20 protein-coding genes are annotated in these 22,365 nt (G+C 68.8%); 17 read left to right on the forward strand and 3 right to left on the reverse strand.

Features of this window, described 5'->3' with window-relative positions:
* The first annotated feature begins 18 nt into the window (after positions 1–18).
* From AC5Y31_RS15770 to AC5Y31_RS15800, 7 genes are all read left to right on the forward strand, one after another.
* A complete protein-coding gene (locus AC5Y31_RS15770; RefSeq protein ID WP_499981454.1) occupies positions 19–897 on the forward strand; it encodes a DUF5336 domain-containing protein in 879 nt (292 codons plus the stop codon).
* Positions 898–942: 45 nt separating this feature from the next.
* The gene (locus AC5Y31_RS15775; protein ID WP_499981638.1) at positions 943–2,394 is read left to right on the forward strand and encodes a cell division protein PerM; all 1,452 of its coding nucleotides are present in this window, start codon (positions 943–945) and stop codon (positions 2,392–2,394) included.
* Positions 2,395–2,467: 73 nt separating this feature from the next.
* On the forward strand, positions 2,468–2,920 hold the full coding sequence (locus AC5Y31_RS15780) for a hypothetical protein (protein WP_065025835.1): 453 nt from the start codon (positions 2,468–2,470) through the stop codon (positions 2,918–2,920).
* Positions 2,921–2,952: 32 nt separating this feature from the next.
* Complete coding sequence (gene purN / locus AC5Y31_RS15785; RefSeq protein WP_065025834.1) at positions 2,953–3,579, forward strand: phosphoribosylglycinamide formyltransferase; 627 nt, start codon at positions 2,953–2,955, stop codon at positions 3,577–3,579.
* On the forward strand, positions 3,576–5,153 hold the full coding sequence (purH, locus tag AC5Y31_RS15790; protein WP_499981456.1) for a bifunctional phosphoribosylaminoimidazolecarboxamide formyltransferase/IMP cyclohydrolase: 1,578 nt from the start codon (positions 3,576–3,578) through the stop codon (positions 5,151–5,153). Before purN ends, purH begins: the two co-directional genes overlap by 4 nt.
* A 63-nt stretch (positions 5,154–5,216) precedes the next feature.
* Positions 5,217–6,992: an N-acyl-D-amino-acid deacylase family protein gene (locus AC5Y31_RS15795; protein ID WP_499981457.1), complete on the forward strand. Its 1,776-nt coding sequence runs from the start codon at positions 5,217–5,219 to the stop codon at positions 6,990–6,992.
* Between the two features lie 2 nt (positions 6,993–6,994).
* Entirely contained in the window at positions 6,995–7,582 is a 588-nt protein-coding gene (locus AC5Y31_RS15800) for a TetR/AcrR family transcriptional regulator (protein ID WP_065025831.1), read from the forward strand.
* On the opposite strand, the gene AC5Y31_RS15805 is transcribed toward AC5Y31_RS15800, so the two are convergent.
* A complete protein-coding gene (locus tag AC5Y31_RS15805) occupies positions 7,565–8,599 on the reverse strand; it encodes an alpha/beta hydrolase (RefSeq protein WP_499981459.1) in 1,035 nt (344 codons plus the stop codon). The two genes, AC5Y31_RS15800 and AC5Y31_RS15805, sit on opposite strands and share 18 nt — an antisense overlap.
* Positions 8,600–8,690: 91 nt before the next feature.
* On the opposite strand from AC5Y31_RS15805, the gene AC5Y31_RS15810 reads away from it, so the two are divergent.
* A complete protein-coding gene (locus tag AC5Y31_RS15810; protein WP_065025878.1) occupies positions 8,691–10,082 on the forward strand; it encodes a sigma 54-interacting transcriptional regulator in 1,392 nt (463 codons plus the stop codon).
* Positions 10,075–12,060, forward strand: coding sequence for a vWA domain-containing protein (locus AC5Y31_RS15815; RefSeq protein ID WP_499981460.1), 1,986 nt, complete (start codon positions 10,075–10,077; stop codon positions 12,058–12,060). Before AC5Y31_RS15810 ends, AC5Y31_RS15815 begins: the two co-directional genes overlap by 8 nt.
* Before the next feature lie 3 nt (positions 12,061–12,063).
* On the opposite strand, the gene AC5Y31_RS15820 is transcribed toward AC5Y31_RS15815, so the two are convergent.
* The gene (locus AC5Y31_RS15820; RefSeq protein ID WP_499981462.1) at positions 12,064–13,431 is read right to left on the reverse strand and encodes a PPE family protein, SVP subgroup; all 1,368 of its coding nucleotides are present in this window, start codon (positions 13,429–13,431) and stop codon (positions 12,064–12,066) included.
* Between the two features lie 292 nt (positions 13,432–13,723).
* Between AC5Y31_RS15820 and AC5Y31_RS15825 the strand changes: the two genes are divergently transcribed.
* The 8 genes from AC5Y31_RS15825 (at position 13,724) to mnhG (ending at position 21,762) form a co-directional block, all read left to right on the forward strand.
* Entirely contained in the window at positions 13,724–14,740 is a 1,017-nt protein-coding gene (locus AC5Y31_RS15825; protein WP_065025827.1) for a sensor histidine kinase, read from the forward strand.
* Entirely contained in the window at positions 14,740–15,396 is a 657-nt protein-coding gene (locus AC5Y31_RS15830) for a response regulator transcription factor (RefSeq protein ID WP_065025826.1), read from the forward strand. Before AC5Y31_RS15825 ends, AC5Y31_RS15830 begins: the two co-directional genes overlap by 1 nt.
* 275 nt (positions 15,397–15,671) lie before the next feature.
* Positions 15,672–18,578 (forward strand): Na+/H+ antiporter subunit A, encoded by a 2,907-nt coding sequence (locus tag AC5Y31_RS15835; RefSeq protein ID WP_065025825.1) that lies wholly within the window; start codon positions 15,672–15,674, stop codon positions 18,576–18,578.
* On the forward strand, positions 18,575–19,024 hold the full coding sequence (locus AC5Y31_RS15840) for a Na(+)/H(+) antiporter subunit C (protein ID WP_065025824.1): 450 nt from the start codon (positions 18,575–18,577) through the stop codon (positions 19,022–19,024). Before AC5Y31_RS15835 ends, AC5Y31_RS15840 begins: the two co-directional genes overlap by 4 nt.
* Positions 19,021–20,619, forward strand: coding sequence for a Na+/H+ antiporter subunit D (locus tag AC5Y31_RS15845; RefSeq protein ID WP_428844354.1), 1,599 nt, complete (start codon positions 19,021–19,023; stop codon positions 20,617–20,619). The genes AC5Y31_RS15840 and AC5Y31_RS15845 overlap by 4 nt, the downstream gene beginning before the upstream one ends.
* Entirely contained in the window at positions 20,616–21,143 is a 528-nt protein-coding gene (locus tag AC5Y31_RS15850) for a Na+/H+ antiporter subunit E (protein ID WP_499981467.1), read from the forward strand. Before AC5Y31_RS15845 ends, AC5Y31_RS15850 begins: the two co-directional genes overlap by 4 nt.
* Positions 21,140–21,418 (forward strand): monovalent cation/H+ antiporter complex subunit F, encoded by a 279-nt coding sequence (locus AC5Y31_RS15855; protein WP_065025822.1) that lies wholly within the window; start codon positions 21,140–21,142, stop codon positions 21,416–21,418. Before AC5Y31_RS15850 ends, AC5Y31_RS15855 begins: the two co-directional genes overlap by 4 nt.
* Positions 21,415–21,762 carry a monovalent cation/H(+) antiporter subunit G gene (gene mnhG / locus AC5Y31_RS15860; protein ID WP_065025821.1) on the forward strand — a complete coding sequence of 116 codons (348 nt, stop codon included), beginning with the start codon at positions 21,415–21,417 and terminating at the stop codon, positions 21,760–21,762. Before AC5Y31_RS15855 ends, mnhG begins: the two co-directional genes overlap by 4 nt.
* Here mnhG and AC5Y31_RS15865 read toward each other — a convergent pair.
* On the reverse strand, positions 21,747–22,364 hold the full coding sequence (locus AC5Y31_RS15865) for a class I SAM-dependent methyltransferase (RefSeq protein WP_499981470.1): 618 nt from the start codon (positions 22,362–22,364) through the stop codon (positions 21,747–21,749). The genes mnhG and AC5Y31_RS15865 overlap by 16 nt on opposite strands.
* Position 22,365: the final 1 nt, after the last annotated feature.

A 22,365-nucleotide genomic window follows, 5' to 3' on the forward strand; every position in this document is an offset into this window, starting at 1 on the left:
CAATGCACAGGAGAGGTCATGACCTACTCGCCCGGCAACCCCGGCTACCCGCCTTCCCAACCGCCAGGCTCCTACGGACCTTCTGGCCCCTCATTCGCCAAGTCCGGCAGCAGTGACGTCGAGAGCAAGCTGCCGCTGTACCTGCAGATCGCCGTCGTGGTGCTGGGCTTCGGTGTCTACCTGGCCAACTTCGGCCCGATCGTGACCGTCACCGACGGCGAGTACCCGCTGATCCTCGGCGACGCCGGCCACACGGTTCCGCTGGCCCTGCTGGCGGCGCTGCTGGCCGGGGCGGGACTGCTGCCCAAGGCCAAGGTCTACACCGCGGTGGTCGCGGTGATCGCCTCGCTGGGGGCGCTGCTGGCGATCGCGACCATCGCCGACTCCGGCGGCAGTTACACGATCGGCTGGGGCCTGTGGCTGGTGCTGACCTTCAGCATCCTGCAGGCCGCCGCCGCGGTCGGGACGCTGCTGCTGGAGGCCGGAGTCGTCACCGCGCCGGCCCCGCGCCCCAAATACGACCCGTACGCGCAGTACGGGCTGCCGCCGGGCGGCAACTACTACGGTCAGCCGGGCCAGCAGGGGTACGGGCATCAGGGCCAGCAGCAGTCGGGATATCCCTCCTACGGCGGCTACCCGTCCGGCGGAGGTTACGGCGCCCAGTCGGGGCCGTCGACCGGCGGATTCAACTCCGGTGCGCAGCAGGCACAGTCGGCGCCGCAGGGCCCGCCCACGCCGCCGACCGGATTCCCCAGCTTCGGGCAGCCGCAGACCGGCGGTTCGGGCAGTTCCTCGACGGGTGGCCAGGGCGATTCCGGATCCGGTCAGGGCCAGAGCTCGACCGGCGGCCAGCAGTCGCAGGGCGGCTCCGCCCCGTCGGGACCGGCGCAGACCTAACCCGCGCCCGCGCGCCGAGTTGAACGTGCTCGCAGCGTGACACCGGTGTCCGGCGGTAGACCAGGTTCGAATCCGACTCGTGACCTGGTTCGGGTCGCATTCGGCCCGTCCGTCGTGGCGTTGACCGTCATCGCAGCGGTGACGCTGCTGCAGTTGCTGATCGCCAACAGCGACATGACCGGGGCTTCGGGCGCCATCGCCAGCATGTGGCTGGGCGTGCACCAGGTGCCGATCTCGATCGACGGCCGGGAGCTGGGCGTGCTGCCGCTGCTTCCGGTGCTGTTGATGGTCGCCGGAACCGCGCGCACCACCGCCCAGGCCACTTCGGCGGGCACCTCCTGGTTCGTCGTCCGCTGGATCGTGGCGTCGGCGCTGGGCGGCCCGCTGCTGATCGCGGCGGTCTCGCTGGCGATCATCCATGACGCGGCGTCGGTGATCACCGAGCTGCAGACCCCGCACGCCCTGAGCGCCTTCGCGCACGTACTGGTGGTGCATGCGATCGGCGCGGCGATCGGCGTGGGCTGGCGGATGGGCCCGCGGGTGCTGGCCGAGACGCCGCTGCCGGGCTGGCTGGGCGACTCGCTGCGGGCCGCGGTCACCGGCATGCTGGCCCTGTTCGGGCTGGCCGGCGCGGTGACGACGGCCTCGCTGGTCCTGCACTGGGGAACCATGCACGAGCTGTACGCGATCACCGATTCGCTGTTCGGCCAGCTCAGCCTCACCCTGCTGGCGGTGCTGTACGTGCCCAACGTGCTCGTCGGCGCGACCGCGATAGCGGTCGGATCGAGCGCACAGATCGGCCCGGCGCTGTTCAGCGCGTTCACCGTGCTGGGCGGCGACATCCCGGCGCTGCCCGTCCTGGCCGCGGCGCCCACTCCGCCCCTGGGCCCGGCGTGGGTGGCCCTGCTGATCATCGGCGCCGCGTCGGGCGTGGCCGTCGGCCAGCAGTGCGCGCGCCGCCCACTGCCCCTGTTTCCCGCACTGGCCAAGGTGCTGACCGCGGCGTTCATCGCGGCACTGACGATGGCCCTATTGGGTTTCGCCGGCGGTGGGCGGCTGGGCAACTTCGGTGACGTCGGGGTGGATCAGCTCACCTTCGGCCCCGCGGTGTTCTGCTGGTTCGCCGCCATCGGTGCGCTGACGGTCGTGATGATCGGCGGTGTCGGGCGCGGAGCGGTCAGGACGCGGCCGATGTTGCCGCCCGCGGCGCCCAGGCAGCCCGAACCGCAGCCCGAACCGGAGCCCGAACCGGTCCCGGCGCAGGCCGAGGTGGTCGATCCGCAAGAACCCGGCCAGCTCTTCGAGCCCGACGAACTTTTCGAACCCGGAGAGGTCATCGAGGGCGGCGAGCTGAGCTGGACGCCCGAACCCGAGCCGCCGCGGGTGTCCGAGCCGCGGGTGTTCGAGTCGCACGCTCCAACCCAGCCGCCCGGACCGCTGGAAGACCCCGAAGACCTGATGTTCACCGACGACGACGGGTTTGACCGGCCCGGGTAGCGCCCCGCGCGCGGATGCAAATCAAGGACTTCCGTCCCTTATATTCGGGCCGCCGTCCTGGTCGCATAAAGGCATGACCCACCTCGTCAGCACCGACGCCGCCAAGCCCGGGGTCGGAAGCTTGCACCGGCTGGCCGGCATGCGCGCCGAAAAGCTCACGAAGCTGGTCCTGCCACCCGGACACGAGCCGATCCTCGACATCGTGGCGATGATCTGGCTCGACGGCGTGCAGGCCGGGCTCCAGATGGACGGGCAGACAACGTCGATCGGGTTGTCGACCCCGCTGACCGAGGCGTTGTATCAGCGGTTGGCAGACGCCGAACTCTGCACCGAATACGACGAGTTCCCGGAGCTGGACGATCGCGACTTCCAGAATCTGGCGTGTGATCGAGTGGAGAAGATCAGCCGGGGCATCCATCCGGTCGGCCACCCCGACGTGATCTGGGACAAGGTTGAAATCTGGACAGACGGCGTGGCCGCAGCACTGCGAATCACCCGGGAAGAAGCGCAGCAACAGGCCGGATAGCCCGGCCGTTCCGGGCGGTAGGCTCTTGCTTCGTGCAACCGATCCACGTGGCCCCCCGCGTCCCGGCCCGGCTGGTGGTGCTGGCGTCGGGGACCGGATCATTGCTCGAGTCGCTGCTGGCCGCGGCGGTGGGCGACTACCCCGCGCGAGTGGTGGCCGTCGGTACCGATCGGGACTGTCGGGCGGTCCAGGTCGCCGCTTCAGCAGACCTGCCGGTGTTCACCGTGCCGCTGGCTGACTACCCGAACCGGGCGGCCTGGGATTTGGCGCTGACCGAGGCCACCGCGGCCCACAACCCTGATCTGGTGGTCTCGGCGGGGTTCATGAAAATCCTGGGGTCGGAGTTTCTCACCCGGTTTCTGGGCCGCACCGTCAACACCCACCCGGCGCTGCTGCCCGCCTTCCCGGGAGCGCACGCCGTACCCGAGGCGCTGGCCTACGGAGTGAAGGTCACCGGCTGCACCGTGCACCTGGTCGACGCCGGAACCGACACCGGCCCGGTGCTGGCCCAGGAACCGGTCGCCGTGCTCGACGACGACGACGAAGACACCCTGCACGAACGCATCAAGACAGTGGAGCGCAAGCTCCTGGTGGACGTGCTGGCCGCGCTGGCGACCGGCGGCGTGACCTGGACCGGACGAAAGGCAACCATAGGATGACCGACGGCAAGCGACCGATTCGGCGGGCGTTGATCAGCGTCTACGACAAGACCGGCCTGATCGATCTGGCCACCGGCCTGCATGCCGCCGGCGTGGATATCGTCTCCACCGGGTCTACGGCGAAATCGATTGCTGCCAAAGGTATTCCGGTGACACCGGTGGAGCAGGTGACCGGCTTTCCGGAGGTGCTCGACGGCCGGGTCAAAACGTTGCACCCGCGGGTGCACGCCGGGCTACTGGCAGATCTGCGTAAATCCGAGCATGCCGCGGCGTTGGGCGAACTGGACATCGCTCCGTTCGAGCTGGTGGTGGTCAACCTGTACCCGTTCAGCGAGACGGTGGACTCCGGTGCCGGCATCGATGAGTGCGTCGAGCAGATCGACATCGGTGGGCCGTCGATGATCCGGGCGGCCGCCAAGAACCATCCCAGCGTCGCCGTGGTGGTCGACCCGCTCGGCTACGAGGGCGTGCTGGCCGCGGTCAACGCCGGCGGGTTCACCCTCGATGAGCGGAAACGGCTGGCGGCACTGGCATTCCGGCACACCGCCGAATACGACGTGGCAGTCGCCGGGTGGATGTCGTCGACGCTGGCGCCCTTCGAACGGGCTGGAGAGCCGCGTCAGGCGATGCCGGAGTGGGTCGGTCGCACCTACCGCCGGGCGGCGCAGCTGCGATACGGCGAGAACCCGCACCAGCAGGCCGCCCTCTACTGTGACGCTGCCGCCTGGCCGGGCTTGGCTCAGGCCGACCAGCTGCACGGAAAAGAGATGTCCTACAACAACTTCACCGACGCCGATGCTGCCTGGCGGGCGGCCTTCGACCACGAAGACATCTGCGTGGCGATCATCAAGCACGCCAACCCTTGCGGCATCGCGGTCTCGTCGACCTCGGTTGCCGATGCCCACCGCAAGGCCCACGAGTGCGATCCGCTGAGCGCCTTCGGCGGGGTGATCGCGGCGAACACCGAGGTCAGCGTCGAGATGGCGGAGTTCGTCAGCACGATCTTCACCGAGGTCATCGTCGCGCCGGCCTACGAGCCCGGTGCCGTCGAGATCCTGGCCCGCAAGAAGAACATCCGGGTGCTGGTGGCCTCCGAGCCGCTGCGCGGGGGCACCGAGTGGCGCCAGGTCAGCGGCGGGCTGCTGATGCAGAGCCGCGACGGCCTCGACGCGGCGGGCGACGACCCGGCGAACTGGACGCTGGCCACCGGGTCGGCGGCCGATCCCGCCACGCTGGCCGACCTGGCCTTCGCCTGGCGGGCCTGCCGCGCGGTCAAGTCGAACGCGATCGTCGTGGCGGCCGACGGCGCCACCATCGGCGTGGGCATGGGCCAGGTCAACCGGGTTGATGCGGCCCGGCTGGCGGTCGAGCGCGGCGGTGAACGGGTGGCCGGCGCGGTGGCGGCCTCGGATGCGTTCTTCCCGTTCCCCGACGGGCTGCAGACCCTGACCGCGGCTGGGGTGAAGGCGATTGTGCACCCCGGCGGTTCGGTGCGCGACGACGAAGTGACGGCGGCGGCCGCCGAGGCCGGGATCACGCTGTACTTGACCGGGGCGCGGCACTTCGCGCACTAGACCCGTTGACAAAAAGATTGCAGGCGCTCACTATCTAACTCACCGTCTGAGTGAGGAGTGCGCGTGGCCTACGACCTGATCATCCGCAACGGCCTGTGGTTCGACGGACTGGGCAGCGCGCCGCAGGTCCGCACCCTGGGCGTCCGCGACGGCGTCGTCGCCGACATCTCCTCGGGGGAGTTGGACGACACGGATTGCCCGGACGTGATCGATGCCGCCGGCAAATGGGTGGTCCCGGGCTTCATCGACGTGCACACCCACTACGACGCCGAGGTGCTACTGGACCCGGGCCTGCGGGAATCGGTGCGCCACGGCGTCACCACGGTGCTGCTGGGCAACTGTTCGCTGTCGACGGTGTACGCCGAGTCCGAGGACGCCGCCGACCTGTTCAGTCGGGTGGAGGCGGTGCCGCGCAAGTTCGTCCTGGAAGCGTTGCAGTCCAAGAAGACCTGGTCCACCCCGGCCGAATACGTACGCGCCCTCGACGAGCTGCCGTTGGGGCCCAATATCGGCTCCATGCTTGGCCATTCGGACCTGCGAACCGCGGTGCTCGGGTTGGACCGCGCCACCACCGACGGCGTCGTCCCGACCGACGCCGAACTGGAGAAGATGGCGGCGCTGCTCGACGAGGGTCTCGACGCCGGGCTGTTGGGCATGTCCGGAATGGACGCCCCTATCGACAAGCTCGACGGCGACAGGTTCCGGTCCCGGGCGCTGCCGTCGACGTTCGCCACCTGGCGGGAGCGCCGGCGGTTGATCAAGGTGCTGCGAAAGCGCGGCCGGATGCTGCAGAGCGCGCCCGACGTCCGAAACCCGTTGACGGCCCTGAACTTCTTCCTGACCAGCAGCGGCATGTTCGGCCGTCGGCGCGGGGTTCGGATGAGCCTGCTGGTCTCTGCGGACGCCAAGTCGGCGCCCGGCGCGGTCCGGGTCTTCGGTCCCGGTGCTCGGCTGCTCAACGCCGTGCTCGGTTCCAGCGTGCGGTTCCAGCACCTGCCGGTTCCGTTCGAATTGTATTCCGATGGAATCGATCTGCCGGTGTTCGAAGAGTTCGGTGCCGGCACCGCCGCCCTGCACCTGCGGGATCAGCTGGAGCGCAACGCGCTGCTGGCCGACACCGAATACCGCCGCCGGTTCCGCAAGTCCTTCGACCGCAAGAAGCTGGGTCCGTCCTTGTGGAACCGCGACTTCCATGACGCGGTGATCGTCGAATGCCCGGATGCCGGCCTGGTCGGCAAGAGCTTCGGGCAGATCGCCGAGGAGCGCGGACTGCACCCGCTGGACGCCTTCCTGGATGTGTTGGTGGACAACGGCGAACGCAACGTGCGCTGGACCACGATCGTCGCCAACCACCGGCCCAAGCAGCTGGACAAGTTGGCTAACGAACCGGTGATCCATATGGGGTTCTCCGACGCCGGAGCGCACCTGCGCAACATGGCCTTCTACAACTTCTCGCTGCGCCTGCTCAAGCGCGTCCGCGACGCCGAGGCGGCCGGGCGGCCATTCATGAGCATCGAACGGGCGGTCTACCGGCTGACCTCCGAAGTGGCCGACTGGTTCGGTTTCGACGCCGGCACGCTGCGCCGAGGCGACCGGGCGGACTTCGTGGTGATCGACCCGGCCGGTCTGACCGACGCCGTGGACGGCTACCACGAGGAGAAGGTGCCGTTCTACGGCGGGCTTTCCCGGATGGTCAACCGCAACGACGACGCGGTGGTGGCGACCGGGGTGGGCGGCACGGTGGTGTTCCGCAACGGGCAGTTCCGCGACGGCTACGGCGCGACGGCGAAGTCCGGGCGCTTCCTGCGCGCCGGATCCCGTGCGCTGCAACGGGTCTGATCATGGCGCGAACCCAGCAGGAACGCCGTGCGGCCACGGTCGCCGCGCTACTCGACGCCAGCATCGCCACCATCGCCGAGATCGGCTACGCGCGGGCCTCGGCCAAGGTGATCGCCAAGCGGGCGAACGTCTCCGACGGAGCGTTGTTCCGCCACTTCGAGACCATGGGCGATTTCATGGCCGCCACCGCGCAGGAAGTCCTGCGCCGTCAGCTGGAGCGATTCGGCAAGCAGGTCGCCGAGATACCGGCGGAGGTGCCGGCGCTGGAAGCGGTGCTGACGGTGCTGCGCGACCTGACCGCCAACTCCTCCAGCGCGGTGGTCTACGAACTGCTGATCGCCGCACGCACCGACGACAAACTGCGGGCCACGCTGTCCGATGTCCTGGCCGAATACAGTGCCAAGATCTGCGAGGCCGCGCAGGTACTGCCCGGGGCGGAAGCGTTTCCGCCGGAACTCTTTCCGAACCTGGTGGCGCTACTCACCGACACCTTCTACGGCGCCGCGATCGTGCGCGCCGTGCTGCCGCAGCCGGAGATCGAGGCGAATCGGATTCCGCTGCTGCTGACGCTGCTAGATGGCCGTATCTGAGCGCTTGGAGTCGACGCTCGGCGGCGTAGCAGGCGTCACATAGTCGACGAAGTGCGCGATCTCGGCAACCGCACGGCGCGCGTCCGGGTTGAAGTCGAAGGTCAGCTGGAACATGTGTAAGGCGCGGTCCCAGACCTGAACCCAGTTCGGCACCCCGGCGGCGGTGAGCTTGTCGGCCAGCACGAAGGTGTCGTTGCGCAGCATCTCGTTGTTGGCGACCTGCAGCAGGAACGGCCCCAGGCCGCGCAGCTCGGCTTCGGGGGGCATCACCGGCAGCTCGCGGGTGCCGTTCACGGTGGCGAACACCCGGTAGATGAACATGAACGCCATGAAAGGGAAGAACGGATCGCGGTGGGAACGCGCGGCCTGGCGTTTGATCTCCATATCCGACGACGTCAGCGCCGACATCAACACCTGACCGGCCGGCGCCGGCAGCCCCGCGTCGCGCGCGGTCAGCGCGGTGTTCACCGCCATCAGCCCGCCGGCCGAATCTCCCGCCATCACAATGCGATCGGCGGTGAATCCGGCGTCCAGCACATGCCGATAGGCGCACAGGCCGTCGGCGATGGCCTCGTCGACGCCGGCCAGCGGCGCCAAGCGGTATCCGACGTTGAACACCTTCGCGCCGGTGACCTCCGACAGCTTGCTGGCAAAGCGGCGATGCGAATTGAGTCCCAGCGTCACCAGCGCGGAACCGTGGAAGTAGACGATCACCCGGTCGGAGTCGCGGGCGGCGGGGGCTACCACCCATTCCGCCGGACAGTCGGTCAGCCGCTCTTTCGTCACCTCGGTGTCCGGCAGCGCCCGGATGTAGCGCATCGGCAGGTCGATGAGGTCCAGGCGCGCCCGCTGCAGTCCCGCGGGCCAGACCCGGTTGACGATCATGCCGATGATCGTCAGCACGGCGATCGAGGTGCGCAGGAAGATCGCCGCGCCCGCCGCCAGCAGCCGAGCCTGCCAGGAGGCCGGACCGAAATACGTCTGCGCCGGTCGATCGCGCCATTCCGGTGAGTTCACGGTACCCAGGGTATCGGGTATCTACCGGTCGGATGAAGTGGGACGCCGTGACGGACTACCGTGCCCGTCGTAGTTTGGAGTGGTGACCGCGCTGAACACCCCGCACGATCTGCCCACCACCCTCGGCGAGCTGCGAGCCGCCGGCCACCGGGAACGGGGGGTCAAGCAGGAGATCGCCGAGAACCTGCTGGCCCGCCTCGCCGACGGTGATGACCCTGCCACCCTGTGGCCCGGCATCTTCGGTTTCGAGGACACCGTGATACCGCAGCTGGAGCGGGCGCTGATCGCCGGCCACGACATCGTGCTGCTCGGCGAGCGCGGCCAGGGCAAGACCCGGCTGCTGCGGGCGCTGACCGGGCTGCTCGACGAGTGGACGCCGGTGATCGCCGGCGCCGAGCTCGGCGAGCACCCCTATTCGCCGATCACTCCTGAGTCGATTCGGCGGGCCGCCGAGCTCGGCGACAGCCTGCCGGTGGCCTGGCGGCACCGCAGCGAGCGCTACACCGAGAAACTCGCCACCCCCGACACCAGCGTCGCCGACCTGGTCGGCGACATCGACCCGATCAAGGTCGCCGAGGGCCGCAGCCTGGGCGACCCCGAGACCATCGCCTACGGACTGGTCCCGCGCGCGCACCGCGGCGTCGTCGCCGTCAATGAACTGCCCGACCTGGCCGAGCGTATCCAGGTGGCGATGCTCAACGTGATGGAGGAGCGCGACATCCAGGTGCGCGGTTACACGCTGCGGCTGCCGCTGGACGTGCTGGTGGTGGCCAGCGCCAACCCGGAGGACTACACCAACCGCGGCCGCATCATCACCCCGCTCAAGGATCGGTTCGGCGCGGAGATCCGCACCCACTATCCGCTGGAACTCGACGCGGAGGTCGCCGTGATCGCCCAGGAGGCCCACCTGAGTGCGCAGGTGCCCGACTACCTGCTGGGGGTGCTGGCCCGGTTCGCTCGCTACCTGCGCGAGTCGCGGTCGGTGGATCAGCGCTCCGGTGTCTCGGCGCGGTTCGCGATCGCGGCCGCGGAGACGGTGGCGGCGTCGGCTCGGCACCGCGGCGCGGTGCTGGGCGAGACCGATCCGGTGGCCCGGGTGGTCGATCTGGGCACCATCGTCGACGTGCTGCGCGGCAAGCTGGAGTTCGAATCCGGCGAAGAGGGCCGTGAACAGGCGGTGCTGGAACACCTGCTGCGGCGGGCCACCGCCGACACCGCATCGCGGGTGCTGGGCGGGATCGACGTCGGGCCGCTGGTGTCGGCGGTTGAGCAGGGTGCGGCGGTGACGACCGGGGAGCGGGTGTCGGCCAAAGCGGTGCTGGCGGCGCTGCCGGATCTGCCGGTCATCGACGCCGTCGCGCAGCGCCTGGGTGCGGAGTCCGAGGGCGAGCGCGCTGCGGCGCTCGAATTGGCCTTGGAGGCATTGTATTTGGCCAAACGCATCGACAAGACCTCCGACGACGGCGAGACCGTCTATGGCTAGAAGTCACGGCTCGCGGTATTCGGCCTACACCGGTGGGCCGGATCCGTTGGCGCCGCCGGTCGACCTGGCCGAGGCGCTGGAGGAGATCGGCCGCGACGTGATGGAGGGGACGTCACCGCGACGAGCCCTGCAGGAGTTGCTGCGCCGCGGCACCAAGACCATGACCGGCGCGGACCGGCTGGCCGCCGAGGCGCAGCGACGCCGCCGGGAACTGTTGCGCCGCAACAATTTGGACGGCACGCTGGCCGAGGTCAAGAAGCTGCTCGACGAGGCGGTGCTGGCCGAACGCAAAGAGTTGGCCCGCGCGCTCGACGACGACGCCCGGTTCGCCGAGATGCAGATCGAGGGATTGTCGCCGTCGCCGGCCAAGGCGGTGCAGGAGCTGGCCGACTACAACTGGCGCAGCGCCGAAGCCCGGGAGTCCTACGAGAAGATCAAGGACCTGCTCGGCCGCGAGATGCTCGACCAGCGCTTCGCCGGCATGAAGCAGGCGCTGGAGGGCGCCACCGACGAAGACCGGCAACGGGTCAGCGACATGCTCGACGACCTCAACGATCTGCTGGACAAGCATTCTCGCGGTGAGGACACCGAGCAGGACTTTCAAGACTTCATGGACTCCCACGGCGAGTTCTTCCCGGAGAACCCGCAAAACGTCGAGGAGTTGCTCGACTCGCTGGCCAAGCGGGCCGCCGCTGCGCAGCGCTTCCGCAACAGCTTGAGCGCCGAACAGCGCGCCGAGCTGGATGCGTTGGCGGAGCAGGCATTCGGCTCGCCCGCGCTGCAACAGGCGCTGGGCCGCCTGGACGCGCACCTGCAGGCGGCCCGGCCGGGGGAGGACTGGACCGGCTCGTCGGAGTTCTCCGGCAACAACCCGCTCGGCATGGGCGAAGGCGCCCAGGCCTTGAGTGACATCGCCGAACTCGAGCAGCTGGCCGAGCAGCTGTCGCAGGCCTACCCCGGCGCCAGCATGGACGACGTCGACCTGGACGCGCTGGCCCGCCAGCTCGGCGACCAGGCCGCCATCGACGCGAAGACCCTGGCCGAGCTGGAACGCGCGCTGCTCAACCAGGGGTTTCTGGACCGCAGTTCCGACGGGCAGTGGCGGCTCTCGCCCAAGGCGATGCGGCGGCTCGGCGAGACGGCGCTGCGCGATGTGGCGCGCCAACTCTCGGGGCGCCGCGGCGAACGCGACCACCGCCGGGCCGGGGCGGCCGGCGAGCTGACCGGGGCGACCCGGCCCTGGCAGTTCGGCGACACCGAGCCATGGAACGTCACCCGCACCCTGACCAACGCGGTGCTGCGGCAGGTCGCCCAACCCGGCGGTTCAGCCACCGGTCGGCTGTCGATCAGCGTCGACGACGTCGAGGTGTCCGAGACCGAGACCCGCACCCAGTCGGCGGTCGCACTGTTGGTGGATACCTCGTTCTCGATGGTGATGGACAACCGCTGGCTGCCGATGAAGCGCACCGCGCTGGCGTTGAACCACCTGGTCAGCACCCGGTTCCGTTCGGATGCGTTGGAGATCATCGCCTTTGGCCGCTACGCCCGCACGGTAACGGCCGCCGAGCTGACCGGTCTGGAAGGCGTTTACGAGCAGGGCACCAACCTGCATCACGCACTGGCCCTGGCCGGCCGGCACCTGCGCCGGCATCCCAACGCCCAGCCGGTGGTACTGGTGGTCACCGACGGGGAACCGACCGCGCATCTGGAGGATTTCGACGCCAGCGGCGCCCGGGGCCCCTCGGTGTTCTTCGATTACCCGCCGCACCCGCGGACCATCGCCCACACCGTCAAGGGCTTCGACGACGTGGCCCGGCTCGGTGCGCAGGTGACGATCTTCCGGCTCGGCGACGACCCCGGGCTGGCCCGGTTCATCGACCAGGTGGCGCGCCGCGTTGCGGGTCGGGTCGTGGTGCCCGAACTCGACGGCCTGGGCGCCGCGGTGGTCGGCGATTACCTGCGGTCGCGACGCCGCTGATCCTCAGCGGGAGAGCAGCCGCTGCTTCTGTTCGGCGAACTCCGCTTCGGTCAGATATCCGGCGTCGTGGAGCTGGCCGAGTTCGCGGATTCCGGCTGCCAGTTCGATGACCGAGCTCGCCGGCGATTGCGCCGCCAGCACCGCAGGTTGCGAGGGTGCCTCGGAGGATTGCGCCGGCGCCTTGGATTCGGCGGCCGGTGTCGGCGTGCCCTGCCGGCCGCGGTTCTGGTTGACCGCGCCGGCCAGCGCACTGCCGCCCATGCCCGCCAGGGCCATCTGACCGAACGCCGTTCCCAGCCCGGCCGGCGAAGGCCCGGCGGCGCTGCTGAGCGGCGTCGAGAAACTGGCGTGCCGGATCTCCGGGGCTGCCTCGACCCAATTCGGCGGCACCGACAGCGCGCCGAGCGGGAAGGACTGACCGACTTTCACCGACTCGTGCGGCACGCGAAGGTTCTCGGTCGACGGCACCTGCGTCTCCGCTCCCAACTGGCTCAGGGCATCCAGGATGTTGATCTGGCCCCCGTGCAGCAGATCCTGGGTGTCGAAGATCTCGCGGGAGTCCATCTCCGCGAAGTACATTGCGGCGCCGGCGAGGTAGACACCGACAATCGAGAGCGGCAGGGCGATGCCGATGCCGACCTCGTCGGCCGCAACACCCAGCCACTCGAAGAACCCGGTCGGGATATCGGCCTGCGCCGGTAGGACCGACAACGGCGACGCGGCTTCCGACGAGCCCGGCGCCGACGACATTGCGGAAGTCAGCTGCGACGGCAGGCTCTGCGCCATGTTGCCCGCGGAGTTGGCTGCGGCCGCCTCGCTGGCACCCTGGCCCAGCGGTCCGCCCGGGTTGGCGGTCTGCGGTGGCGGCTGGAACGGCTCCAATGCGGTCGCGCTCGCCGACAACGACGCGTAGCTGTACATGGCGGTGGCGTCCTGGGCCCACATTTCGGCGTATTGGGCTTCGTTGGCCGCGATCGCCGCGGCGTTCTGGCCCAAGATGTTGGTGGCCAGCAGCGTCATCAGCGCAGCCCGGTTGGCCGCGATCACCGGTGGAGGCACCACCGTGGCGAACGTCGCCTCGTAGGCGGCCACGGCCGCCTTGGCCTGCATGCCGGTCTTCTCCGCCTGGGCGGAGGTGGCGTTCAGCCACGTCACGAAAGGGGTGACCGAGGCCGCCATCGCTGTCGAGGAGGGGCCCAACCACGGCCCGCTCGTCAGGTCGGAGACCACCGACGCATAGGCGGTGGCCGCCAGATGCAGGTCGGTGGCCAGCCCGTCCCAGGCGGTGGCGGCCGAAATCATCGGACCCGGGCCGGCACCGGTGTACATCAGGCCGGAGATGACTTCCGGTGGCAACGCCGCGAAATCCATGGTTCAGCTCCGGACGGCTTGCGGCATCGCGACCACGCTGTTACCGGTGGCCGGTGGGTGCGCGCCGGTAATGCGGTTCATTGCAGGTGCATCCCTCCGGGTCTGGTTCATCTGAGTCATCTGGGTTACTGTCGGCCAGATCTTGCGATACGCGCTGCCAACGCTGACGCTGCTTGGACGTAATTCCATTCTCCGAGCGGCGACCGGTCGCTCGCTATGGTGTTTGACTCCCATTCGGGGGCCGCTGCGACCCGTATGGACAAGCAAGCGCTGCGAAGACGATGGTGGGGGTATGCACCGTTGGACAGCGGTCATCGAGAGGCTTCGATGGCGAGCGAACGCCCCTGCGCGGGGGCTGTTTCATCGGGTCGTGCTGATCAACGGCCTGGTCTTCACCACCGGCACGCTCGTACTGGCCATGTCGCCGGCAACCGTTTCGGGGCCCGTTCGCGCGACCGAGATTCCGGTGCTGGCGGTCGGACTGGCGATCGTGGTCGGCGCCAACGCACTGTTGTTGCGGTCGAGTCTTGACCCGTTGGATCGGCTCGCCGCGGTGATGCGGCGAGTCGACTCCCGCCGTCTCACAGACCGGGCGGACGACCCTGGCGACGGCGACCTGCACGACCTGATCGAATCGTTCAACGGCATGCTGGACCGGCTCGAAACCGAGCGGGCCTCCTCGAGCGCGTTGGCGCTGACCGTGCAGGAGAACGAGCGGCAGCGCATCGCCCGGGAGTTGCACGACCAGATCGGCCAAACCCTCACCGTCGCTCTGCTCACCCTCAAGCGGGCGGCCGACGCCGCCCCCGCGGAGATCCGCGGCGACCTCGCAGACGCCCAGGAGATCGTGCGCGCGAGCCTCGACGAGGTGCGCAGCATCGCCCGCCGGCTGCGCCCGGATGCGCTGGAAGACCTGGGCCTGCGCAGCGCCCTGCAGGCACTGTGCAACCAGTTCACCCAGGCGACCGGAATCGACGTCGTCAAGCAAATCGCCCCGCAAGCGGACCAGCTGACCCCGGACCTGAGCCTGGTCTGCTATCGCATCGCCCAGGAGAGCCTGACCAACATCGCCCGCCATTCCGGAGCGCAAAAGGCCTGGCTGGACCTGCACGTCGACGCCGCCGGAGAGCTCACGTTGCGGATCGCCGACAACGGCAAGGGCGGGGTCAGCATCGAAGGCGCCGGCATCAGCGGCATGCGCGAACGGGCTCTGCTGGTGCGTGCCGCCCTGACGATCACCTCCCCGAGCAACGAGGGAACCGAAGTCCGGCTGGTGGTGCCGGCCCGACCGGGCGCGGACGGCCGGTGATGGCGATACAGCCGGCGCGCATCATGCTCGCCGACGACCACGCCCTGGTGCGCAGCGGGCTGCGGATGATTCTGGATGCCGAGCCCGATCTGTGCGTGGTGGCCGAGGCGGCCGACGGGTCGGAGGCGCTCGCGGCCCTGCAGAACACTCCGGTCGATCTGGCCATCCTCGACATCGCGATGCCGCGGATGACCGGATTGCAGGCCGCCCGGGAGATCAACCGCAGCCATCCCCATGTGCGGGTGCTGATGCTGTCGATGCACGACAATGAGCAGTACTTCTTCGAAGCACTCAAAGCGGGCGCATCCGGCTACGTGCTGAAATCCGTGGCGGACCGCGACCTGCTCGAGGCCTGCCGGGCGACGATGCGCGGCGAGCCGTTTCTGTACGCCGGCGCGGTGACCGCGCTGATCCGGGATTACCTGCACCGCACCCGGCAAGGGGAGGACTTGCCGGAGAACATCTTGACCCCGCGCGAAGAGGAAGTGCTGAAGCTGATCGCCGAAGGGTTTTCGGCGCGCGAGATCGCCAAGACACTGGGCATCAGCGCCAAGACGGTCGACCGTCACCGGACGAACACCCTGCAGAAGTTGGGTCTTCGCGACCGCCTGGCGCTCACCCGATACGCGATCAGAGCTGGCCTGATCGAGGCCTAGCGACGCTCGCAAGCGCGGCGGAGCCGGGCGCAGCCATTAGTCGTGATGGGGGTTCGACCCCCCACCGAATGGGGGTCGCATTCCATGGCGCTCGGCCGGTTTTTTGCGAAAACTGGATGTAGTTGCGGTGGGAGATTCGGTGCACGTTTGAGCGGGGCTCGATGTGGCTGTCGTTGTCGCGACCGTATTACGGTGCTGCCCGCGCCGTCCTTTTGTCAGATGTGTTGTACCAGAGCTGATTCCATGGCTTGGATCAATTCGTTTTGTGGAGCGTGATGCTAGCGATACTGCTTGCCCATACCGTCGGCGCGGCCGCCGCACCCTGGTTGGTCCGCAGGTGGGGCCGGGCGGCGTTCTACCCCTTGGGCTTGATTCCGCTGGTATCGCTGGTGTGGGTGGTGCTGAACTGGCCGTCCGGCCCCGGCGACGATCACAAAACGGTGGTGTCGTGGGTCCCCGGCCTGGCGATGGACATCGCGCTGCGCTTCGACGCGCTCTCGGCGATCATGAGTGTGCTGGCGCTGGGAATCGGCGCGCTGGTGCTGTTCTACTGCGTCGAGTATTTCCGCCCGGTCAGCCCGCAGACCAGCATCGACCCGCGGTTGCCCAGCTTCGCCGCCAAGATGGTCGGGTTCGCCGGCGCCATGTTCGGGCTGATGGTCGCCGACAACATGCTGGTGCTGTACGTGTTCTGGGAACTGACCACGGTGTTGTCGTTCCTGCTGGTCGGCCACTACGCCGAACGCTCCATCAACCGCCGTGCCGCCATCCAGGCGTTGCTGGTGACCACCGCCGGCGGCCTGGCGATGCTGGTCGGCCTCATCATGCTGGGCAATACCGCCGGTACCTATCTGCTGTCGGAGCTGGTGGCCCATCCGCCGTCCGGGACGGTCGTCACCGTGGGTGTGCTGCTGGTGCTCGTCGGCGCGCTGAGCAAGTCCGCGATCATCCCGCTGCATTTCTGGCTACCGGGCGCGATGGCGGCGCCGACACCGGTCAGCGCCTACCTGCACGCCGCCGCGATGGTCAAGGCCGGGATCTACCTGGTGGCCCGCCTGACGCCGGGATTCGCCGACTCGCCCGGATGGCGGCCGACGGTGGTGGTGCTGGGTCTGGCCACCGCCCTGCTGGCTGGGTGGCGCGCGATCCGCGAATACGACCTGAAGCTGCTGTTGGCCTACAGCACCGTCAGCCAACTGGGCTTGATGATCATGCTGGTTGGGGCCGGTGGGGCCGATCTGATGCTGGCCGGCCTGACCGCCATGTGTGCGCATGCCGCGGCCAAGGCGACGCTGTTCATGGTGGTCGGCATCATCGACCATGCCACCGGTACCCGGGACCTGCGCGAGCTGGCCGGGCTGGGACGGCGCTGCCCCTGGTTGTTCGTCATCGCCGCCGCGGCCGCCGCCAGCATGGCGGGGGTGCCGCCCTTCGTGGGCTTCATCGCCAAGGAGACCATTTTCGGGACCGAGGCGCAGGCCCCGGCCCTGGGGGCCGCCGGCCCGTACGCGTTGGCTGCTGCGGTGCTCGCCTCGATGTTCACCGTGATCTACAGCGCGCGGTTCGTGTGGGGCGGCTTCGCCGGTAAAGGCCGGACCGAGCCCAGCCCGCACGTCGCCGAACTGCACCGGCCTGTCGCGGCGTTCCTGGTGCCTCCGGCGGTGTTGGCCGTTGCCAGCCTGATCCTGGGTTTGTGTGCGCTCGGACTCGACACGGTGCTGCACGGCTACGCCGACACCGTGCCCGAAGGCAGCGACTACCACCTGGCGCTGTGGCACGGCGCCGGACTGCCGGTGTACCTGTCGGCGGCGGTGCTGCTGGTCGGCACCGGCATCTTCGTCGCGCGCGGCCCGCTGCGGCTGACCCGGCTGCGCCGGTTGCCGCTGGGCAGGGCCGACCAGCTGTACGACGATTTCCTTCGACTGCTCGATGTGGCGGCCGTGCGCCTGACCGGGATCACCCAGCGCGGCTCACTGCCCATCAACCAGGCGATGATCTTCGCGACGCTGGTGCTGCTTCCGCTGGGAGCGCTCATGCTCGGTGCCCGCGACCGAGTCGATCTGCAGTTGTGGGATACCCCGCTGCAACTGACCGTCGCCGTGCTGGTCGTCGCCGGCGGGATCGGGGCCACTTTGGCCCGCAACCGGTTGTCGGCGGTGCTGATGGTCGGCGTGACCGGCTACGGCTGCGCCGTGGCGTTCGCCTTCCACGGCGCACCCGACCTGGCGTTGACCCAGCTGCTCGTGGAGACCGTGACCCTGGTGATCTTCGTGCTGGTGTTGCGCACGCTGCCCGCGGAGTCGGAGCGGCCCACAATGGCAAAGAACCGGCTGCCGCGAGCAGCGCTGGCGGTGATGGTGGGCGTCAGCGTCGCGGTGCTGGGGGCCTTCGCGATGGCGGCCCGCAGTCAGGACGGTGTCTCGGTGGCGTTGGGGGAGGCCGCGTATGTCCGCGGCCACGGCGCCAACACCGTCAACGTGCTGCTGGTCGACGTCCGGGCCTGGGACACCCTCGGCGAGATCTCAGTGTTGCTGGTGGCCGCGACCGGGGTGGCCTCGATGGTCTTCCGGACCCGGCGGTTCGGCCGCGCACCGCGCATCGCCGATGCCAGTGCCCGCGGCAAGGTTCCCGGCCTCGCGTCGCCGGCCACCCCCTACAGCCCGGCGATCGGGTCCACCACCTGGCTGCGCGGCAGCGACTACTACGACCCCAATCAGCGGTCGCTGGTGTTGGAGGTCGCGACCCGCGCCATCTTCCCGCTGATCATGGTGGTCTCGCTGTACTTCTTGTTCGCCGGGCACAACTATCCGGGCGGTGGTTTCGCCGGCGGGCTGGCCGCCGGGCTGGGGCTGGTGCTGCGCTATCTCGCCGGCGGGCGATACGAGCTCGGCGAGACGCTGCCACTGGACTCCGGGAAGATTCTCGGCGTCGGGCTGAGCCTGGTCGGCGGCACGGCGCTGGGGTCGCTGTTGCTGGGGGCACCGGTGCTGTCGTCGGCGGTGCTGTCGTTCAGCCTGCCGGTGGTAGGCGACGTCAAGATGGTCACCGCATTGTTCTTTGACATCGGCGTGTACCTGGTGGTGGTCGGCATGGTGCTCGACGTGTTGCGCAGCCTGGGCGTCCGGCTCGACCAGGAGCTGGAATCGCAGGCCCGCGCCCGATCGCTGGCAGGAGTGTCATGACCGCGCATCTGGTTCCCCTGCTGATGGCCGCCGGCCTCACCTCGTGCGGGGTGTACATGCTGCTGGAACGCAGCCTCACCCGAACGCTGCTGGGCCTGATGATGATCGGCAATGCCATCAACCTGCTGATCATCGATGTTTCCGGGCCGAGCGGCAGCCCGCCGATCTACAACAGCACCGAGGGCATGGAAACCGACGCCGACCCGTTGGCGCAGGCCATGGTGCTGACCGCCATCGTCATCACCATGGGCATCGGCGCGTTCGTGCTGGCGCTGACCTACCGCTCCTACCACCTGACGACGACCGAGGACATCGGCGACGACTCCGAGGCGACCCGGGTGTCTCAGCTCTCCGACGAAGAGATCATCGCCGCCGAGGAGGACCCCGGTGTGCTGGTGCCGGCCGGCGAACTGGACGCCGTCACCGAAAGCGAGGAGCCACGGTGAGTCTCGCCGCCGTCTTGATGCCGCTGCCGGTGCTGCTGCCCACGCTGGGTGCCGCCCTGACCCTGATCGTCGGCCGGCGTCCCAGGGTGCAGCGCCCGATCACCATCGCGGTGCTGTGCGCGGTGACCGCCGTCAGCGCCGCCTTGCTGTACCTGACCGACCGGGACGGGACGCTGGTGCTGCACGTCGGCGGCTGGGGCCCGACGGAGCAGAAGCTCGGCCCGCTGGGCATCACCCTGGTGGTCGACCGGTTGTCGGCGCTGATGCTGGTGGTGTCGGCGATCGTGCTGCTGACGGTGATGGTCTACGCGATCGGGCAGGGTGTGCGCGACGGCGACGACCGCCAGCCGGTGTCGATCTTCCTGCCCACCTATCTGACCCTGGCCACCGGCGTCTCGCTGGCCTTCTTGGCCGGTGACCTGTTCAACCTGTTCGTCGGCTTCGAGATGCTGCTGGCCGCGAGCTTCGTGTTGCTGACCATCGGTGCCAGCGCCGAACGGATCCGGGCCGGCATCGGCTACGTGATGGTCTCGATGGCGTCCTCGTTGATCTTCCTGTTCGGCATCGCCCTGGTCTATGCCGCGACCGGCACGCTGAACCTGGCCGAGTTGGCCACCCGCACCGGCGCGATGCCCGGCGGCACCCGCAGCGCGGTGTTCGCGGTGCTACTGGTGGCGTTCGGCATCAAGGCCGCGGTCTTCCCGCTGTCGGCGTGGCTGCCCGACTCCTATCCGACCGCGCCCGCACCGATCACCGCGGTGTTCGCCGGGATCCTGACCAAAATCGGTGTGTACGCGATCATCCGGGCCCATTCGCTGCTGTTTCCCGACGGCGGACTGGACTCGGTGCTGTTGGTCGCCGCGCTGTTGACCATGCTGGTCGGCATTTTCGGCGCCGTCGCGCAGAGCGACATCAAGCGGCTCTTGTCATTCACGTTGGTCAGCCACATCGGCTTCATGATGTTCGGAGTGGCACTGTCGAGCCGGTTGGGCATGACCGGCGCCATCTTCTACGTGATGCACCACATCATCGTGATGACGACACTGTTCCTGGCGGCCGGACTGATCGAACGCCAGGGCGGCGCATCGTCGATGCAGCGCCTGGGCGGCTTGGGCGCCAATCCGCTGCTGGCGTTCGTGTTCCTCATTCCGGCATTCAATCTCGGTGGTATCCCACCTTTTTCAGGTTTCATCGGCAAGACCGCGGTGCTGCAGGCCGGGGCCGACGACGGGTCGGTGCTGGCCTGGTGTCTGGTGGGAGGCGCCGTCGTCACCAGCCTGCTGACGCTGTATGTGCTGGCCCGGGTGTGGACACGGGCGTTCTGGCGCCGGCGGGTCGACGCCCCCGAGGCCGCGTTGGTGAACGCCACTCCGCCGGTGCTGCTCGACGACGTCGCCGAGGTCGCCTACGACGACCGCGACGACGTCGGCCGGATGCCGACCTGGATGCTGGCCCCGACCGTTGCGCTGATCGCGTTGGGGCTGGCGATGACCGCGCTGGCCGGCCCGATCTTCGCCTACAGCGAGCGTGCCGCGGCCGAGGTCATCGACCGGGGCGAATACATCTCCGCCGTGCTGTCGGGGGGTGACTCGTGAGGGCGATAGCGCTGCGCACTTTTGCGGTATCGGCGTTGGCGACCATCTGGACGCTGTTGTGGGGCCGATTCACCATCCCTAACATCGTCGTCGGGCTGGTGGTCGCGACGCTGATCCTGGTGCTGCTGCCGCTACCGCCGGTGCCGGTCCAGGGTCGCGTGCACCCGGTGGCGGTGCTGCGGTTGGTCGGGCTGTTCGCCTGGTACCTGGTGGCGTCCAGTGTCCAGTTGATGTGGCTGGCGATCAAGCCGGGCCCGCCGCCGCTGACCGGGGTGCTGAAGGTGCCGTTGACCATCAAGTCCGATCTGGTGCTGGTGCTGGCTTCCGCCATCACCACGCTGATTCCCGGGTCGATCGTGCTGGAGATCGACCAGGTGCGCCGCATTCTGTATTGCCACGTGATCGATGTCGGATCGTCGCGGTCGGTCGAGCGGTTCTTCGCGCAGGTCGCCCAGGTGGAGCGACTTTTGATAGCCGCTTTCGAGCGCGACGACGAATGGCAGCCGGCGGGAGGAACCGCATGACCGTCATCTGGGCAACCGCGGGCGTGCTGCTGGGGGCCGCCGCGATCATCACCATGTATCGGCTACTGGCCGGGCCCAGCACACTGGACCGCCTGGTGGCGCTGGACACGCTGGCCGCGATGACGATGTGCGGTATCGGCATCTGGGCCGCGGTCAGCCGCGACACCACCGCGACCTACAGCCTGGCGGCGCTGGCGCTGGTCGGCTTCATCGGATCGGTGAGCGTGGCCCGTTTCCGGGTTCCCGACGATCCCGAACCACGGAGGCAATCGTGATCGTGCTCGATGTGATCGCCGGGGTGCTGGTGCTCGCCGGGGCCGTGCTGGCGCTGACGGCGGCGATCGGGGTGGTGCGGTTCCCCGATACGTTGGCGCGGATGCACTCGGCCACCAAACCGCAGGTGCTGGGTCTGCTGTTGGTGCTGGCCGGTGCGTTGATCCGGTTACGCGGCAGCCACGATGCCGGGATGGTCACCGTGAGCATCATCTTCACGCTGATCACCGCGCCGGTCGTTGCGCACCGGGTCGGCCGGTTGGCCTACCAGGAACAGGACATGACCGAGGTACTCAGTTTCGACCAGTTGGGCGAACTCAGCGAGGAAGATCAGGCGTCGCGCTGAGCTGGCCGCAGCACGGCGACCAGAAAATCGGAGTTGTCGGTGAAGGGCCTCAGGTCCCAGGTGCCCAGCAATAGCTCGGTCGCGAACCCCGCGGTCGCCGCGTCGTCGAGGAACTGGCTGAACTCGTAGTCCCGGTCGGCACCGAAACCGATCACGGTCCGCCCGTCCTCGGCGCAGTGGTTGCGCAGCCGGCGCAGTATCTCGATGCGGGTGCTCGGGGCGACGAACGTCATGACGTTGCCGGCCGACACGATCACCTCGAACGGTTCGGCGATGCCGCGCGCGGGCAGGTCCAGTTCAGCGAGGTCGGCGACGAGATAGCGCGGCCCCGGGTGATCCTGCCCGGCCGCCTCGATGAGCTCGGGGTCCACATCGACACCGACCACGTCATGACCGGCCGCGGCCAGCACGCCGGCCACTCGGCCCGGCCCGCAGCCGGCGTCGAGGATGCGGGCGCCACGGGAGGCCATCGCATCGATGAAGCGGGCTTCGCCGGCGAGATCGTTACCGGCGCGGGCCATTTGACGGAAGCGTTCGATATACCACTGCGAATGCCCGGGATCGGCGGCAACCTTTTGCATCCAGAGGCTCTGCTCGACCATG

It is taken from the genome of Mycobacterium sp. NGS18 (assembly GCF_059813185.1).